The 15,637-nt window shown below is 65.3% G+C and carries 15 protein-coding genes; 7 read left to right on the forward strand and 8 right to left on the reverse strand.

The genetic code is table 11. The features are described 5' to 3' along the window. Nucleotides 1-49: 49 nt before the first annotated feature. The 4 genes from ACOQFL_RS09695 to ACOQFL_RS09710 all read right to left on the reverse strand — a co-directional run bounded on the left by ACOQFL_RS09695 (nucleotide 50) and on the right by ACOQFL_RS09710 (nucleotide 3,720). Nucleotides 50-1,033, reverse strand: coding sequence for a glucosyl-3-phosphoglycerate synthase (locus ACOQFL_RS09695; protein ID WP_435543768.1), 984 nt, complete (start codon nucleotides 1,031-1,033; stop codon nucleotides 50-52). Between the two features lie 75 nt (nucleotides 1,034-1,108). Continuing rightward, nucleotides 1,109-1,978, reverse strand: coding sequence for a dihydropteroate synthase (folP, locus tag ACOQFL_RS09700; protein ID WP_435543769.1), 870 nt, complete (start codon nucleotides 1,976-1,978; stop codon nucleotides 1,109-1,111). A 135-nt stretch (nucleotides 1,979-2,113) separates the two neighbouring features. Continuing rightward, nucleotides 2,114-2,923, reverse strand: coding sequence for a pyrimidine reductase family protein (locus ACOQFL_RS09705; RefSeq protein WP_435543770.1), 810 nt, complete (start codon nucleotides 2,921-2,923; stop codon nucleotides 2,114-2,116). A gap of 263 nt (nucleotides 2,924-3,186) precedes the next feature. Beyond that, entirely contained in the window at nucleotides 3,187-3,720 is a 534-nt protein-coding gene (locus ACOQFL_RS09710) for a hypothetical protein (RefSeq protein ID WP_435543771.1), read from the reverse strand. A 482-nt stretch (nucleotides 3,721-4,202) separates the two neighbouring features. On the opposite strand from ACOQFL_RS09710, the gene ACOQFL_RS09715 reads away from it, so the two are divergent. Then, entirely contained in the window at nucleotides 4,203-4,415 is a 213-nt protein-coding gene (locus ACOQFL_RS09715) for an RNA-binding S4 domain-containing protein (protein ID WP_435543772.1), read from the forward strand. 102 nt (nucleotides 4,416-4,517) lie between these two features. Further along, nucleotides 4,518-5,606 carry an LLM class flavin-dependent oxidoreductase gene (locus tag ACOQFL_RS09720; protein ID WP_435543773.1) on the forward strand — a complete coding sequence of 363 codons (1,089 nt, stop codon included), beginning with the start codon at nucleotides 4,518-4,520 and terminating at the stop codon, nucleotides 5,604-5,606. A 113-nt stretch (nucleotides 5,607-5,719) separates the two neighbouring features. Here the strand turns inward: ACOQFL_RS09720 and ACOQFL_RS09725 are convergent, their stop codons facing one another. Next, nucleotides 5,720-6,151, reverse strand: a complete 432-nt coding sequence (locus tag ACOQFL_RS09725; protein ID WP_435543774.1) for an ester cyclase — start codon at nucleotides 6,149-6,151, stop codon at nucleotides 5,720-5,722. Between the two features lie 340 nt (nucleotides 6,152-6,491). Between ACOQFL_RS09725 and ACOQFL_RS09730 the strand changes: the two genes are divergently transcribed. From ACOQFL_RS09730 to ACOQFL_RS09745, 4 genes are all read left to right on the forward strand, one after another. After that, on the forward strand, nucleotides 6,492-6,851 hold the full coding sequence (locus ACOQFL_RS09730) for a GntR family transcriptional regulator (RefSeq protein WP_092973640.1): 360 nt from the start codon (nucleotides 6,492-6,494) through the stop codon (nucleotides 6,849-6,851). Further along, nucleotides 6,848-7,747 carry an ATP-binding cassette domain-containing protein gene (locus tag ACOQFL_RS09735; RefSeq protein WP_435543775.1) on the forward strand — a complete coding sequence of 300 codons (900 nt, stop codon included), beginning with the start codon at nucleotides 6,848-6,850 and terminating at the stop codon, nucleotides 7,745-7,747. The genes ACOQFL_RS09730 and ACOQFL_RS09735 overlap by 4 nt, the downstream gene beginning before the upstream one ends. After that, the gene (locus tag ACOQFL_RS09740; RefSeq protein ID WP_435543776.1) at nucleotides 7,744-8,442 is read left to right on the forward strand and encodes a hypothetical protein; all 699 of its coding nucleotides are present in this window, start codon (nucleotides 7,744-7,746) and stop codon (nucleotides 8,440-8,442) included. Before ACOQFL_RS09735 ends, ACOQFL_RS09740 begins: the two co-directional genes overlap by 4 nt. A gap of 152 nt (nucleotides 8,443-8,594) precedes the next feature. Beyond that, the gene (locus ACOQFL_RS09745) at nucleotides 8,595-9,854 is read left to right on the forward strand and encodes a metal-dependent hydrolase family protein (RefSeq protein ID WP_435543777.1); all 1,260 of its coding nucleotides are present in this window, start codon (nucleotides 8,595-8,597) and stop codon (nucleotides 9,852-9,854) included. Nucleotides 9,855-10,032: 178 nt separating this feature from the next. Here the strand turns inward: ACOQFL_RS09745 and ACOQFL_RS09750 are convergent, their stop codons facing one another. Both ACOQFL_RS09750 and ACOQFL_RS09755 read right to left on the reverse strand, forming a co-directional pair. Then, the gene (locus ACOQFL_RS09750) at nucleotides 10,033-11,364 is read right to left on the reverse strand and encodes an MFS transporter (protein ID WP_435543848.1); all 1,332 of its coding nucleotides are present in this window, start codon (nucleotides 11,362-11,364) and stop codon (nucleotides 10,033-10,035) included. Between the two features lie 315 nt (nucleotides 11,365-11,679). Further along, nucleotides 11,680-12,354 (reverse strand): TetR/AcrR family transcriptional regulator, encoded by a 675-nt coding sequence (locus tag ACOQFL_RS09755; protein WP_435543778.1) that lies wholly within the window; start codon nucleotides 12,352-12,354, stop codon nucleotides 11,680-11,682. 253 nt (nucleotides 12,355-12,607) lie between these two features. Here ACOQFL_RS09755 and ACOQFL_RS09760 point away from each other — a divergent pair, with 253 nt between their 5' ends. Next, the gene (locus ACOQFL_RS09760) at nucleotides 12,608-13,510 is read left to right on the forward strand and encodes a shikimate dehydrogenase (protein WP_435543779.1); all 903 of its coding nucleotides are present in this window, start codon (nucleotides 12,608-12,610) and stop codon (nucleotides 13,508-13,510) included. Nucleotides 13,511-13,579: 69 nt separating this feature from the next. Here the strand turns inward: ACOQFL_RS09760 and ACOQFL_RS09765 are convergent, their stop codons facing one another. Next, nucleotides 13,580-13,741, reverse strand: a complete 162-nt coding sequence (locus ACOQFL_RS09765; RefSeq protein WP_435543780.1) for a hypothetical protein — start codon at nucleotides 13,739-13,741, stop codon at nucleotides 13,580-13,582. Nucleotides 13,742-15,637 lie beyond the last annotated feature (1,896 nt).

Consider the following 15,637-nt stretch of genomic DNA (forward strand, 5'->3'; position numbering starts at 1 on the left):
CGTCTCAATCGTGCCTGTCAGTCGTGCCCGTTGGAGAGCGCTGTGCTGCTCATCGCGTCGAGTTCCGCCGCAGGCTACGCAGCGGTGGACGCTCCGCCGTCGGAATCGGCTGTTCGAGCGGCACCCACTCGGAGTCGGACTGGACGAACTGGGTGTAGGAGATCTCCTCGTGCGAATCGTCGAGCACTTCGTCCGGAGCAATGCCCCCCTCGGTGCGGGACAGGGCCGCGGCCAGTATCTGCCGCGACATCACCCCGAGCTGCAGCAGTCCTCGGTTGCGGTGCTTGCGCACCCCGAGATTGACCTGGGCCAGTCCGTCGAGGCCGTGGCGATCGTAGGCGTCGATGAGCAGTCCGGTCTCCACCCCGTATCCCGGGGCGAATGGTACGGACTCCAGGAACTCGCGATCGGCCGCGTACTCGCCGCCCAAGGGCTGGATCACGCCCGACAGGTCGGGACGGACGGCGGAAAGCACCGGCCGGGCCAGCAGTTCGGTGACGCGCCCGCCTCCCTCGGCCTGGCGTACACCTTCCCGCGGCAACCGCAGCGGTCGCCGGTAGAAACCCTTGACCAGCACCGGCTCCTCCCGGGTGAGCAGCGGACCGAGCAACGCCGGGACGAAGCGGGCGTCGAAATCGACCAGGTCCGAGTCGAGGAACACCAGGAGATCACCGGAAACGGCAGCCAGCGAGCGCCACAGCACTTCTCCCTTGCCCGGTCGGGGCTCGAACTCGGGCAGCACGTCCTCGCGGGCCACCACTTGGGCGCCCGCGCCCAGGGCGTACTCGCGGGTGTGATCGGTGGAACCGGAGTCGAGCACCACGATCTCGTCGACCAGGGCTTTCCCCGCGCCGTCCGGTTCCGCCAGTGGCAGGAGCTCGGCGATGATGGGGGCGATCGTGTCCTGCTCGTTCAGCGCGGGCAGTACGACACTGACGCGACGAGCGCCTTTCAGCGGTTTCAGTTTTTCGACCGACCAGGAGGGGTCCTGCCAGCTGCGGGCGGCGAACCACCGCTCGGCCTCGGGTGTCATGTTTCCGCTCACTGCTCCCAGCTGCTCGGATCCTTCCGCCCGAACACCTCGTCCGCGCGGGGAACGGCCTCGCGGTCAGGCCAGGCCACGCACGGTCGAGGCGGGTTCCCGATCCCCGGCGATGCCCGCGACCATCTCCAGCACCTGGCGCGTCTGCCGCACCTCGTGCGCCCGGAACACGGCGGCTCCGTCCCGGGCGGCCAGTGCGGTGGCGGCCAGGGTGCCCGTCACACGTTCGGACAACTCGGTGCCGAGCGTCTCACCGACGAAATCCTTGTTCGAAAGCGCCATCAGCACCGGCCATCCGGTTGCGACCAGTTGGTCGGTGTGGCGCAACAGAGCCAGGCTGTGCCAGGTGTTCTTGCCGAAGTCATGGGTCGGATCGATGAGGATGCCGTCCTCGGGAACGCCGAGCTCGGCGGCGCGTTCGGCCTGTCGCGTGGTCTCGTCCACCACGGAGCGAACCACGTCCTCGTAGCACACGCGGTGCGGCCGGGTGCGCGGCGCGGCGCCGCCGGTGTGCGAGCACACATAACCCGCCTGGAACTCGGCCGCGACCTCGACCAGCTTGGGGTCGGCCCCCGCCCAGGTGTCGTTGAGCAGATCGGCTCCCTGCACGCACACAGCACGCCCCACCTCGTGGCGCCAGGTGTCCACGCTGATCACCAGATCGGGGAAGTTCCGCCGCACCTCCGTCACGAACGGGGCGGTACGCTCGATCTCCTCGTCCACCCCCACTAGGGTCCCGGGGCCGGCTTTCACGCCGCCGATGTCGACTATGTCGGCACCATCGGCCACGGCTTCGTCGACGGCGGACAACGCGGCGTCGAACTCGAAGGTCCTGCCCCGGTCGTAGAAGGAGTCCGGTGTGCGATTCACGATCGCCATCACCAGTGGCCGCTGAGTGCCGAGGTCACGTCCCCGGAAGCGCACGGTCGTCCGCATATCCACCAATCCGCTTCGTCGGGGCCGTCACCCCGCCCAATGTGCCACACCGAACGGGCCGACCACGGCCTCGTTTGTCGTGCGCCACTCAAAACAGCGGTCCTCGATTACTTCTACACCGAGGCGCTGGCGTGATCAACACACCTCGTCCAGTCTGCGGACCGCCTGTGGGGTGTAGTACCGCAGCAGCAGTGCGTCCTCGGCGCGTACGACCGAGCACAGCCGAAGTCGCCTGTGGGTGTCCTCCACCAGGTCGCTGACGATGCGCCCCGCGCCGGACCCCGCCAGCATGGGCGAGACGCTCAGGCACACCTCGTCGACGAGACCGTTGCCCACCATTCTGCCGAAAAGCCCGGGGCCGCCCTCGCAGACCACGTGACACCACCCGCGCCTGCCGAACTCGGCGACGGTCCACGACAGGTCCACTTCCCACTCGCCTGCCACGAGCACCTCGGCGCCCGCGGCGCGGTAAGCCTGGAGGCGTTCCCTGCCCGCCGTGGCGCAGGTGACCACCACGGTTGGCACCTCGGTGTCGGTGAGCACCCCGGCGTCCGGTGGCAGAGCTCCGCGAGTGACCACGGCGAGCGGGGGCACGTCGGAACGTCCCAACGCACGTCGGCGTCGCACACGTTCGGCAGTTCGGGACACTCCGCTGTAGCCCTCCGCCACGGCGGTGCCCGCACCGACGAGCACCACGTCGGCGAGGTCCCGCACCAGTTCGAAGACGACCCCGTCGGCGGGATGTCCCAGCCCGCCGCTGCGCCCCTCGACACTGGAGGCGCCGTCGACGCTGGACACGAAATTGACTCTCGTCCAAGGATGAGTCAACGACTCGGGATAGGCATAGCTCGAAGCGAGTTCCTCGACTTCGAGGTCGCGACTGCGTTCCACGTCCCGCACGAACACCGCGGCCCCTTTCCTCGGCACCTCCGTGCCGTTTACCACCGACACGATCCTACTCGGAGACCGAACGAAAAGTTCGCTCGCTCGTGCGGTATTCGAGAAAAGGGCATCACCGATGCTCGGTGGTCGTTACGGGGAAAGGCTCGTCCGGTCACACAGCGGAATTCACACAACACGATTCCCGGTCCGATCGCCTTCCGGGCCGCCCGGTGAAACGGCGCCCGGAATCGCGGCGAACACGTGAGAGCGGCGCCCCCGGAGAGTTCTCCGGTGGGCGCCGCTCCAGCGATCACGCGCTCACCACATCAGTCGACCGAGACCTCGATCTGCTGCGTGTAGTGGGGGTAACCACTGTAGGGAGTGATGTCGACATCGATGTGCTTCTTGTTGGTGTTCTTGACCACGTGGTAGCCCTTGGTGTGGCTGCTCTTGATCTTCACCCAGCCCACCTTGGCGAAGTTCACCTTGAACGAAGCGGAACGCTTGGCGCACTTGCCACGTTCCTTCTTCTCGATGTACTGGCCCGGGCCGGACTCCGGGTACCTTTCGTTGACTCCGTACCAGCCCTCGAAAACGCTGATGTTGGAGCCCTGCTCCCCGTCGTCGTAGAGGCACTTGACGTTGTTGATCTCGACATGCTTGGCGCTGTAGCTCTCGTTGTGGATGCTCATCAGCGCCGTGACTCCCCGCTCCGGGGAGGGCGGCCGCTCCGCGTTCTGCTCCGCGGTCTGCCCTGTGTTCTGCTCCGTGGTCTGCTCCGCGGCCTGCACAGCGGCCGGAGCGGTCAACGTCAGCGCGGCCAGACTCAACGCACTCAGAGTCTTGGTGGTGATGGACACGAAAACCTCCTGTTGTCCGACTCTTCCCGAGCCACCAACAGGCAAACAGAATCCTTCTTTTCCCGCAGCGCGACTCCATATTATACACACTTTTCGGGGACAGCGAACCAAAACAATTCGCTCCTCACCACGCAAAACGACACCAATTCACGTACGCGATCACCAAAAAACCCCCACAACGAGAAAGACACTCGAACACGAACAATCTATACCGAACCGAAACACGGCAAATCGACAAAATATTTTCGCGATCCCGAACAGGGCTGACCACGGCCCGCACGGCGAAACGCCGAAACCCGCGACGAGCACCGAACGGGGCAAGACCCGCTCCGTCCGCTCTCACGAGACCCCGAAGGACTCGGACCGGGCTACGCACCGCGCGGCCCAGCGACGCACCCCAACGGTGCGCCCCACGGTGCGCCCGTCGGGACAGTCCCGGAACGGTTCGTCGAACGACGAAGAGGTCGGGGACAATCGCACGCATGGAGGACGTGGAGATCGGCGAGGGCACCATTCGGCTCGGGCAGCTGCTGAAGCTGGCGGGGCTGGTCGAACACGGCGGCGAGGCGAAAAGCCTGATCCAGGACGGGGAGGTCCTGGTAAACGACGAGCCGGAGACGCGACGTGGCAGGCAGTTGTCACCAGGTGACCGGGTCAGTGTCGGAGCGGAGACGGTACGGGTCACCTCGGCCTGAATCGCAACGTTGTAACGAAGGCGACATCCCGGAACAACCGGGGGCCGCTGCCGTGTTCTCGACGCGGAAACCATTGTCCAAGCGCACCGAGAGGTCGGGTTTATGCAGTTCGGAGTCTTCACCGTCGGCGACGTCACGCCGGACCCGACCACCAACCGAACTCCCACCGAGCACGAGCGGATCAAGGCGATGGTGGCCATCGCCCGCAAGGCCGAGGAGGTCGGGTTGGACGTGTTCGCCACCGGTGAGCACCACAACCCGCCGTTCGTGCCCTCCTCCCCCACAACCATGCTGGGGTATGTCGCGGCGCGGACCGAACGGCTGATCCTTTCGACCTCGACGACGCTGATCACCACGGACGATCCGGTCAAGATCGCCGAGGACTTCGCCATGCTGCAACACTTGGCCGACGGTCGGGTGGACCTCATGCTGGGGCGGGGTAATCAGCCCCAGGTGTATCCGTGGTTCGGGCAGGACATCCGGCAGGGACTCGCGCTGGCGATCGAGAACTACCACCTGCTGCACCGGTTGTGGCACGAGGAAGTGGTTGACTGGCAGGGCGAGTTCCGTACTGCGCTGCAGGGGTTCACCGCCACGCCTCGACCGCTGGACGATCTGCCGCCGTTCGTCTGGCACGGCTCCATCCGCAGCCCCGAGATCGCCGAGCAGGCCGCTTACTACGGCAACGGCTTCTTCCACAACCACATCTTCTGGCCACCGGAGCACACCAAGCGGATGGTCGAGGTCTACCGGCAACGATTCGAGCACTACGGGCACGGATCGGCCGACCAGGCGATCGTCGGTCTCGGCGGTCAGGTGTTCATGCGCCGCAACTCCCAGGACGCGGTGGCCGAGTTCCGCCCCTACTTCGACGACGCGCCGGTCTACGGCGGCGGACCCTCGCTGGAGGAGTTCAGCTCACAAACCCCGCTGACCGTGGGCAGTCCGCAACAGGTCATCGACCGAACCCTGTCCTTCCGGGAGTACGTCGGCGACTACCAGCGCCAACTGTTCCTCATCGACCACGCTGGACTGCCGCTCAAGACCGTGCTGGAACAGCTGGACATGCTCGGGGAGGAAGTGGTCCCGGTCCTTCGTAAGGAGTTCGACGCGCTCAAGCCCTCGCACGTGCCCGAGGCACCCACGCACGAATCCAGGCTGCGGGCACGCGGCGACGAGACGGCGCACTGAGCGCCCCGTACGACCGACATCACACCGGACAGGTCACGCGTGGCCGGGCAAGCCGCTCGGAACGGCCGCCCGCCACGCGGACCACTCACGAGAACTCGGGAAGCCCCATCGGTTCAGGCCGTCCCGGTCAGTTTCGAACTCTCGATGTGTCCCAGCTGGGTGAGAATGCCCAGCTGGTCGTAGTAGACCTCGCCACCGATGACCCTGCCCTGCTGGTCGTAGCGCAGCGTCTCGCAGAAGGGGATGTCCATCTGCCGTCGCGTCGCGGGCAGTGACCCCATCGGGCCGTCGTTCTCCCCACGCCCGTGGAAGTAGGCCACGGAGACGTTCTCTCCCTCGACAAACGACTCGCCGAGCACGTGAGCGTCGGAGAAGGCGGTGGTCCACTCCCTCATCCAGTCCTTGAACTCGTCGAGCGAGTGCATGGTGATTCCCCGGGCGTGGTCGATATAGGCGTACTGCTCACCGACGTAGGCGTCCATGTCGTCGAATTGCCGCTCGTTGAACAATTGGTGCAGCTTCAGGTGCGTCTCGGCGTGTCTCATGACTCCTCCAGGAGCACGGATCCCGGCGCCGGAATTCCGTTCGCACTCGCCGCCCTGGTACACGGCGTCGACGGCGCCGGGCTCATCTTCGACAGCAGCCCCGGTGCCCCCACTTCCGACCTTGCTCCCCTCGGTCGCTTCCCCACCAGAGTCCAAAGACTCCCACCGCTCCCCGCCTCGTTGCAGGTGCCGCCTCGTTTCACGCGCCGTTGGCGCGGTGAGCTGCCCCGCAAACAGCTCGGTTCGGGTGCCGTGGGTTGACTCGACGGTAAGTTGGTGACATGGTTACCTACATGACTAATGAACCAACTAACTGGTTCGCACGACGGTGGTGGACGTGATGGACGATGGCCGCCCGCTGTTTCTCCAGATAGCCGAGCAGATCGAGGGCTCGATCATCGACGGCTCACTGCCCGAGGAGACACGGGTTCCCTCCACCAACGAGCTCGCCGCGTTCCACCGGATCAATCCCGCGACCGCGGCGAACGGGATCAACCAGTTGGTCAGTGACGGGGTGCTCTACAAGCGAAGGGGGATCGGAATGTTCGTGGCAGGCGGGGCACGCGAGCAGTTACTGGAACGCCGCAGGCAGGACTTCGGTCGGAAGTTCATCGCGCCGCTGCTCGGCGAGGCACAGAAGCTGGGGATGGACGCCGAGGATCTAAAGAAGATGATCGACGCCTGGAGGGAAGAGGCATGATGGTAGCCGGCATGAGCGGGACGAGCAAACGCTACGGCGACTTCGTCGCACTCGACGACGTGTCACTGGGATTCACCGAGAACCGGATTCACGGACTGCTCGGCCGCAACGGCGCGGGAAAAACGACGATCATGCAGATTCTCACCGGGCAGAATTTCGAGACCTCCGGAAAAGTGGAGGTTTTCGGTGAGCACCCCTACGAGAACGAGAGGGTGCTGCGCGACGTCTGCTTCATCAAGGAATCGCAGAAGTATCCCGAGATGTTCGCGGTCCATCACGCGCTGACCGCGGCGAGCCTGGTCTACGACAACTGGGACGCGGAACTCGCCGAGGAGCTGGTGGAGGAGTTCGCGCTGCCGCTGAAACGACGTATCAGGAAACTCTCCCGCGGCCAGATGTCGACGGTGGGCATCATCATCGGACTGGCCTCGCGTGCACCGCTGACCTTCTTTGACGAGCCGTACCTGGGCCTGGACGCGGTGGCGCGGCACCGGTTCTACGACCGGCTGCTCGCCGACTACGCCGAGCATCCGCGCACCATCGTGCTGTCCACCCACCTCATCGACGAGATCAGTGACCTGTTGGAACACGTCACCCTCGTGGAGAAGGGTCGGGTACTGCTCGACGAGGACACGGACAAACTTCGTGCCGGCACGGTCACGGTAACCGGACCGGCGCGGGCCGTGGCGGAGTTCGCGGCGAACCACACCGAGCTGTACCGGGAAGAACTCGGTGGTTTCCTCCGGGTCACCCTCAGCGGCGCGCTTCCCGAACACCCCCCGGAGGATCTGCACGTGGAGCCGGTCTCCCTGCAACAACTCGTCGTACAGACCACCCGCCAGGCGACCGGTGAACAGTTCGTCGGCGCCGCGAACAACAAGGAAACCCGCTCATGAGGCGCCTACTCAACGTCAGCCGGATCCAACTGGTCAACGTTCCCGTCATGCTCGGCCTGCCACTGCTGGTACTCGGGTTGGCGTTTCTCACCAATCTGGCGATCTTCGCGATGATCAGCGACTCGGCCCAGGCGAGTGAACCGGTCAGCGGGGCGTTAATGTCGATCTATTTCGTCCTGCTGTCGGTGCATCTGCAGACCATGACCCAGGTCTTTCCGTTCGCCGCCGGGCTCAGCGTCACCCGACGTACGTTCTTCGGTGCCACGACACTGGTGGTGCTGGGGCAGTCACTGCTCTACGGAGTTCTGCTGACCCTGCTGAAGCTGATCGAGGCCGGTACCGACGGCTGGGGACTGGGGATGCGGTTCTTTGGAATCCCCTTCCTGGTGCGGGACAATCCGCTGCTGCAGTTGCTGATCTACACCGCGCCGTTCCTACTGCTGTCGTTCATCGGCGTCTGGGTCGGCCTCGTGTTCAAGCGGTGGGGGCAGCTGGGGGTCTACACGGTAGTGATCAGCACCGGCCTGCTGGGCGTACTGTTCGCCTTTCTGGCCACTTGGCGGGGATGGTGGGGCTCGGTCGGGGCCTTCTTCGTCGAACAGTCACCCCTGGCGCTGCTGTTCGCCTACCCGCTGGGGCTGGCAGTGGTGTTCGCCGCTGCCGGATACCTGACGATCCGCCGCGCGATCCCGTAGCGACCGCTTCGGTGGAAGCGAACGGCGAAACCACCGAAGACACCCGGTCCGAACGAGCACGGCAGGACCGGGTGCCACTCGTTCGGAATGCACGGCCGAACGGCTCGTGGCAGCTTGGTCGAAACCATGCATCCACCGGGGACGGTGACCAGTTGAGCGCACCGAACGGAGTCAGCGCACGTTACGAGGGTGCGGTACTGATCGACGGCACCGGTGAGGATCCGGTCCCCGAGTCCGTGCTGATCGTCGACAGCGGGGGAAGGATCACCTACGCGGGAGCGGCGGGCGGGGCCCCGCCCCGGGAAGAGACACCGGTGGTCGACCTGTCGGGGCACACGTTGCTGCCGGGCTTTTTCGACTGCCACGTGCACTTCGGCCTGGGTGGAAACATGATGTCGTCCCTGCGGGACCTGGCGGCAGCACCGAGCCTGCGAAGCTTCGAGACCGCCCACCGGATGCGGGAAACACTGCACGCGGGAATCACGACCGCACGCGACCTCGGCGGTATCGACGCTGGGTATCGACAGGCCCAGCAACGAGGGCTGCTCGAAGGCCCCCGGCTGCGGGTGGCGGGCCGCATGTTGGGTCCGACCGGTGGGCATTCCGATTTCACCCTGCCCGACGGCTCGTGCCCGGATCCGGGGCTCGGAAGCATTGTGGACACGCCGGAGCAGGCCCGCCGGGAATCACGGGCGCTGCTCCGCGACGGGGCGGACTGGCTCAAGGTCTGCGCGACCGGAGGGATGTCGACACCGTCGGACGAGCCGGAGGACGTGGGCTTGGACGAGGAAACCATCGGGATCGTGGTCGGCGAGGCAGCGGAGCGCCACCGGGACGGCGTGGCCGCGCACTCGCAGGGAACCGTCGGAATCCACAACGCGCTGCGTGCGGGCGTGACCAGCCTCGAACACGGTTACGGACTCGACCGGTACGGCAGCGAACTGATGCTGCGCAACGGGACCGTACTGGTCCCCACCCTCTCGGCGGCACTGCGGATGCCGGAACGCGGCACCGTGCCGGACTACCTGTGGCAGCAGAAGCACCGCTGGGCGGATCGCTGCCGGTCCAACATCGCCGAAGCCGTGGCGGCGGGTGTCCCGGTGGTGCTGGGAACCGATTCCGGGATCGGCCCCCACGCGAACAACCTGGACGAGTTGCGGCATCTCGTCGATGTCGGGCTGAGCCCGCTGCGGGCGATCACGGCCGGAACCGGAGACTCGGCACGACTACTGGGGTTGGAAGACCAGGTGGGAACGCTGTGCCCCGGCATGCTCGCGGACTTCGTGGTGACCGACGTCGACCCGCTGCGCGACATCGCGGGGCTGGCCGATCCTGCCGCCGTGGTACTCGTCGCCCAGGCGGGCGAGATCCGCAAGAACACGCTCAACAACAACGTGGCTTTCCCCTGGTAGCGGCCGGTGGGGCGGCAGCTGCCAGGCCCCGCGCGAGCGGCGTTCCGGTGTCCCCATTACCTGTTGGGTGGCCCCGCGAGGGGCTACCCGGCCTTCGGACTCGGCGGTGGCCGGCGCGTGCCGGGACCGTCCACGACCGCGCGGCCCATCCGGGCCACCGCCCCCGAAGACCCGGTGTTCACACACTCCCCGAGACGGCAGGCTCCCGCGTGCTCTCCCTGTCGGGTTTCCGGCCGAGCTCGGCGGTCGGTACCCGGTGGGTTTCCTTCCCTGAGGCCACCGCGAGCGCGTTGACCACGCAGAGCACGCCGACGAACACCGAGACACCGAGCCAGCTCCGTTCACCGGAACCGGCCAACCACACCGCCAGGCTCGGCATGAAACCCGCGATGGCGAAGCCGACCTGGGTGCCGATCGCCATTCCGGACAACCGCACCCTGGTGGTGAACATCTCCCCGTAGAAGGCGGGCCACACCCCGTTCGCGGCACTGTAGACGACACCGAACATCACTATGCCGAACACCAGGATGAGCGCCCTGTTGTCCACGGATATGGACCACAGATAGGCGAACATGAGCACGCCGCTGCCCAACGATCCGGCGATGAACACGGGTTTGCGTCCGATACGGTCGGCCAGCTTCGCACACAGTGGAATGGCGAACAGCGCGGTGATGTTGGCCAGCACGCCCACCCAGAGCATGAAAGTGCGGTCCACGCCGATACTGACCGCGTAATCGAGAGCGAACACCGTGAAAATCGTGCTTACCGAAGCGATAACGGCGGCGACGACGATACGCAGCACGGCACCCCAGTGGTCCCGGAACAGCACCGCTGTCGGCAGTTGCGCGACCTCGCTGCCGGAAACCTCCTTCTTGAACTCGGGGGTCTCGTCGAGGGTCCGGCGAATGACGAAGCCGATGAGCACGACCACTGCGCTGATCCAGAACGGGATTCGCCACCCCCATGCGAACAGCTGCTCCTCCGGAAGTGCCGCGATCGGCAGGAACACGGCCGTTGCCAGGATCTGACCACCCTGGGTGCCGCTGAGCGTGAAGCTCGTGTAGTAGGCGCGGTTGTTCTCGGGTGAGTGCTCGAGGGTCATCGAGTTGGCACCGGCCTGTTCACCGGCTGCCGAAACTCCCTGCAGCAACCGCAGCACGACGAGCGCGATCGGGGCGGCCACTCCGATGTCGTGGTAGGTGGGAAGGCATCCCACCAGGAACGTGGACACCCCCATCAACAGCAGGGTCAGTACGAGCACCCGCTTTCGCCCGAGCCGATCCCCCAAGTGCCCGAGGAACAGCGCGCCCAGCGGGCGCGCCACGTACCCCACTCCGAAGGTCGCGAGGGAGAGCAGGGTGCCGGTCACCGGGTCGGCCTCCGGGAAGAAGATCCGCTGGAACACCAGGGCGGCCGCCGTACCGTAGATGAAGAAGTCGTAATACTCGAGTGCGCTGCCGATCCATCCCGCCAGTGCCGCTCTGCGCGGTCTTCCTGCCTCCGGGCTCATCCCTCGCTCCGTCGAGGCATCCGCGTAATCGCTCACGGTGGCTCCTTCGTCGCCGTGTCGCAGTGTGGTCGGCCAGGGGCGCGGTCCCGACCCTTTCCGGTTCCGTGTGCCGAGCCCCGATTCCGTGTGCCGAGCTCCGGTTCGCACAGGTGAGGGCGAACTCCGCTCGTGCGCCGAACCACCGGTCCCGTGGTGACGGGAATCCGCTCGGATCGGCTACAGGTGATGGGCTACGTATTAACTAGTTAGTTAAATACAGCAGCGTGGGGTGGCTCACGCCCTGTGTCAAGCCCTCGTCGCCGCGACCCGCTCGCTTCAGCGAGCGGTCAGATAGTCCAGCACCATGTCGCCGAGCATGGTGCGGTAGTGCTCGCGGTGCTTCGGATCCAGCATGTCGCGATCGAAAATCGCCTTGAACGTGTGCCGGTTGGCGGTGCGGAACACACAGAAGGCACTGATCATCATGTGCACGTCGAGGGCATCCACATCATCGCGGAACTCGCCTGCCGCGCGCCCACTGCGCAGGATCTCGCTCAGCACCTCCAGCGCGGGATCGGCCAGCCCCGGAAGACTTTCCGACTTGGCGATGTGCTTGGCACCGTGGATGTTCTCGATCGTGACGAGTCGGATGAAGTGGGGATGCGACTCGTGGTGGTCGAAGGTCAGCTCCGCCAACCGCCGGATGGCCTCCCGGGGACCGAGCCCCTGGACGTCCACTTCCCGCTCGCTCGCCCTGATCACCTCGTAGGCGCGTTCCAGAGCAGCCAGGTAGAGATTCTCCTTGCTGTGGAAGTAGTAGTAGATCATCCGCTTGGTGGTACGCGTCTTGGCCGCGATCTCGTCCACTCGGGCTCCCGCATACCCCTGTTCGGAGAACTCGGTGGTGGCGACGTCGAGAATGTCGGCCCGGGTGCGATCCGCGTCGCGCACTCGCTCGGCGGTGTGCGTGGCCGCTTCCGGATGTGGCTCGTCGAACGACGATGGATCCACCGCTCCCCCTATACCGCCGCGAACATCGGGTTATCCAACCCTAGTAGGGCTCTCCCGCACCCCACCGTGCCCGTTCGGATCGGGGGCACCCCCGGTGTTGGCGCACGCGGGGTTCCGCCACCGCTCGGATGCGTGCCGAGGACTCGTCCACCGGAGGCGCGGCAGCTCGTCACTTTTTTAACTATCTGGTACGTTCACCAACTGATCCGCACCTGCCTCAGCAGATCCCGAACACCCCTTGAGGAAGATCCGTATGTCCGACACACCCGGCCACCTCACGGGACTGATCGGTTCCGGAATCGGGCCGTCCCTGTCCCCTGCGCTGCACCACCGGGAAGCGGACGCACTGGGGCTCCGCTACCTTTACCGCCGGTTCGATCTCGACCCGAACGATCACCCCGGCGATGCGTTCGGCGAGTTGCTGCGGGCCGCCCGCGGCTGCGGCTTCGACGGGCTCAACATCACTCATCCGTACAAACGAGTCGCGACCGAGCACCTCGACGAGCTCTCCCCGAACGCGGCGGCACTGCACGCCGTCAACACCGTCGTCTTCGACAGCCGCGGATCCGTCGGGCACAACACCGACTGGTCCGGCTTCGCTCGCGCGCTGGACAGCGGACTGCCGAACGCTCCGCTCGGCACCGTGGTGCTACTCGGAGCGGGCGGAGCCGGCTCGGCCGTCGCACACGCGCTGGCGACGCTCGGAACCGGCTCACTCCACATCGCCGACGCCGATCCGGACCGAAGCTCCGAGCTCGCAGAGGCCGTCAACGAACGTTGCTCCGCCACCCGGGCCCACAGCGCCTCGATGGACCGTGCCGGGATGCTGCCGAAACATGTCCTCGATCGTGCTCACGGCCTGGTGCACGCGACCCCCACGGGCATGGCCGAGCACCCCGGGATGCCGGTTCCGACCGAATCACTGCGCCCCGGGATGTGGGTCGCCGAAGTGGTCTATCGCCCGCTGTGCACCGAACTGGTGCGCACCGCACTCGCCAGGGGATGTCGAGTGCTGGACGGCGGACGCATGGCGGTGTTCCAGGCCGCGGACTCGTTCCGCCTGTTCACCGGTGTCGAGCCCGACACGGAACGGATGCTGCGTCACTTCGCGAGGCTCACCGAAACCGAAGGCACGAGCACTGGTGCCCGCGGTTGAGAACGATTCGCGCGAAGACACCGCTCATCAGTCACACGCTCTTCGATGTCGTACGACTTCCCGGCGAAGTCACTTGACGAGGTCGGCACGCCAGCGTCCGATCTCGGCGAACCAGGAGCGCGGCTTCCACACGGAATCGGCCCCGGCGAGGGGCGGCTCGGGAACCTCGGCTTCTTCTCGTGCTCGACTCTCGGAAGGGACTGTCTCGCTCTGGACGTCCTGATCGCGCATCGTCGTCTCCCCGCTCCCGGCTCACTCGGTCGCGACCGCCGGGAACCTTCCCCCGACTCCGACAGCCACAGTTCGTTGTCTCCCTCAACGATGCGAACGAGATGACAGTAGCACAAGTGAATCTTCCTACAAGATCTGTTAGCGAAACTTAAATTCGATTCCGCACTGGTCACGCCGTCGACGCGGGCTCCCCCGCCAGGGAATATCTGCCTTCGGGGTGCGGAGGACACGACTGCCTGCATGTCACGCCCGAGACGGCTACCTCAATAGAGTCCCCGGGAGCAGCCACACGGGACGCGTCCGGCAACCGTGCCACCCTGAGCACGTGTGCGGAGAGCAGGCAGCCCGAGCGGTAACCGATAACCGGGAATCCGATTGTGGAATGTGATGCCAGCGACTCACGAGTTCGCTGCCACTTCTCCGGACCTCACGGAGAACAGTAGGATTTTCGGTTCGAATCCAACCAGCAGGAATAACGATTCGATACCGAAAGTAGCGCGGTCGTGATCTGCTCTCGGCAGTGGACCGCATTCCCGCGGCGCGGACAGCGCCGTGATGCGCGACAAACGCATCGAATCACTATCGAGAGGCACGCCGCGATGGAAGTAATCCGACTCGCCTCACGTGGATTGTCTTTGGTCGCCCCCGCCGCGACCGCGCGGAAATCGGGCTCGGCGACTCACCGAAAATTGCCGCGATCTTACCTGCGAACCCTTCCCGAAAGATCGGTGCGGTAGCTCAGCACATCGAGGACTTGTCCGCTGTCGCCGCTGGATACCAAATACCGGGTCAATCACTACGTCGCGTCGGAAGTTCCTCCCGAGTGGAGAGTTGGGAGAGTCCGTAGTAGTGCCGAGCGCGCCGGGGTTACTCACGGAAGGGTACGCCCGTCGGTCGGTTACCGGCACGCGAGTCGGCTCCTCGCCGCACTACGGACACATCCAGTAACCATCTGAGCCACGTGCCCAGTGCCCATGCGATGGAGTCGACTCACGCACCGGAACCACTCGACCGGATCAGGATGAACACACGAGCCAACCCAGTGTCATCGAAACTCCCTCGGTCCTGAAAGGATCCCGAGACGGATGTTCGGTGCTTCCGACGCAGGACGCGTCACGTCAGTCGGCTGCACAACGAAAAACATCAGCCGGAAAATAAACGATCGGTGATCGCCCTCGCACGCGCCCCCACGCCTGATCCTGACCGATGATGCGCGGTGTTCATCCGGACGGTAAATGTGTTCTCCCTGTAACCAGCGATGCTATAACCCGTGCAACATATGTTTACACCTCCTTCGCGGAATCACGCTGTTCCACCGTGCCCTCCGGTCAGCCATGCCCCGGTCAACGCCCGTTCCGAACAAAGCGAGGTCGAGCCGGTACCGAGGAACACCACGGAAAGCTTGCATCGCACTCCCTGATCAAAAGCGTATACAGCGAACGTGGACATCGACAAACGCACGCTCCGGGAAACACACGAACGAGCTACTGGCACCGCAACGGAGATCCCGAGAAACACCGCCCGGACCAAAATCACGAAATCGATTCACAATGTTGGCGGGTGTTTTCCCTCTCGCGCACGAACCACGCTACTGCTTCACGGGGTGGACCGGGATTTCCGAATCGGACCCGCCCACCATGTGTAGAGCGGCCCGTTTCGGGAAACCCTAGTTGGCAGGTCATCGGTGCGCCCGGGCGCTACTTGGCCGAGGGAGGCGAGGTTGAACCCACAGCCACGTTTTCCCGGGGATACGTGGGGTGTTCCCGTTCGAACCAGCAGCGGGAGCGCCCTTCCTTTCCCAGCGGGCCCACGACGATGGACCCGCGAGTCTCAACAGCGGCTTATGAGCTGTGTCATGTCCGTGACATATCCGTGACATCCGGATGTTCCACCCCC

Source organism: Actinopolyspora sabaoui, from assembly GCF_051225635.1.
Taxonomy (GTDB): domain Bacteria; phylum Actinomycetota; class Actinomycetes; order Mycobacteriales; family Pseudonocardiaceae; genus Actinopolyspora.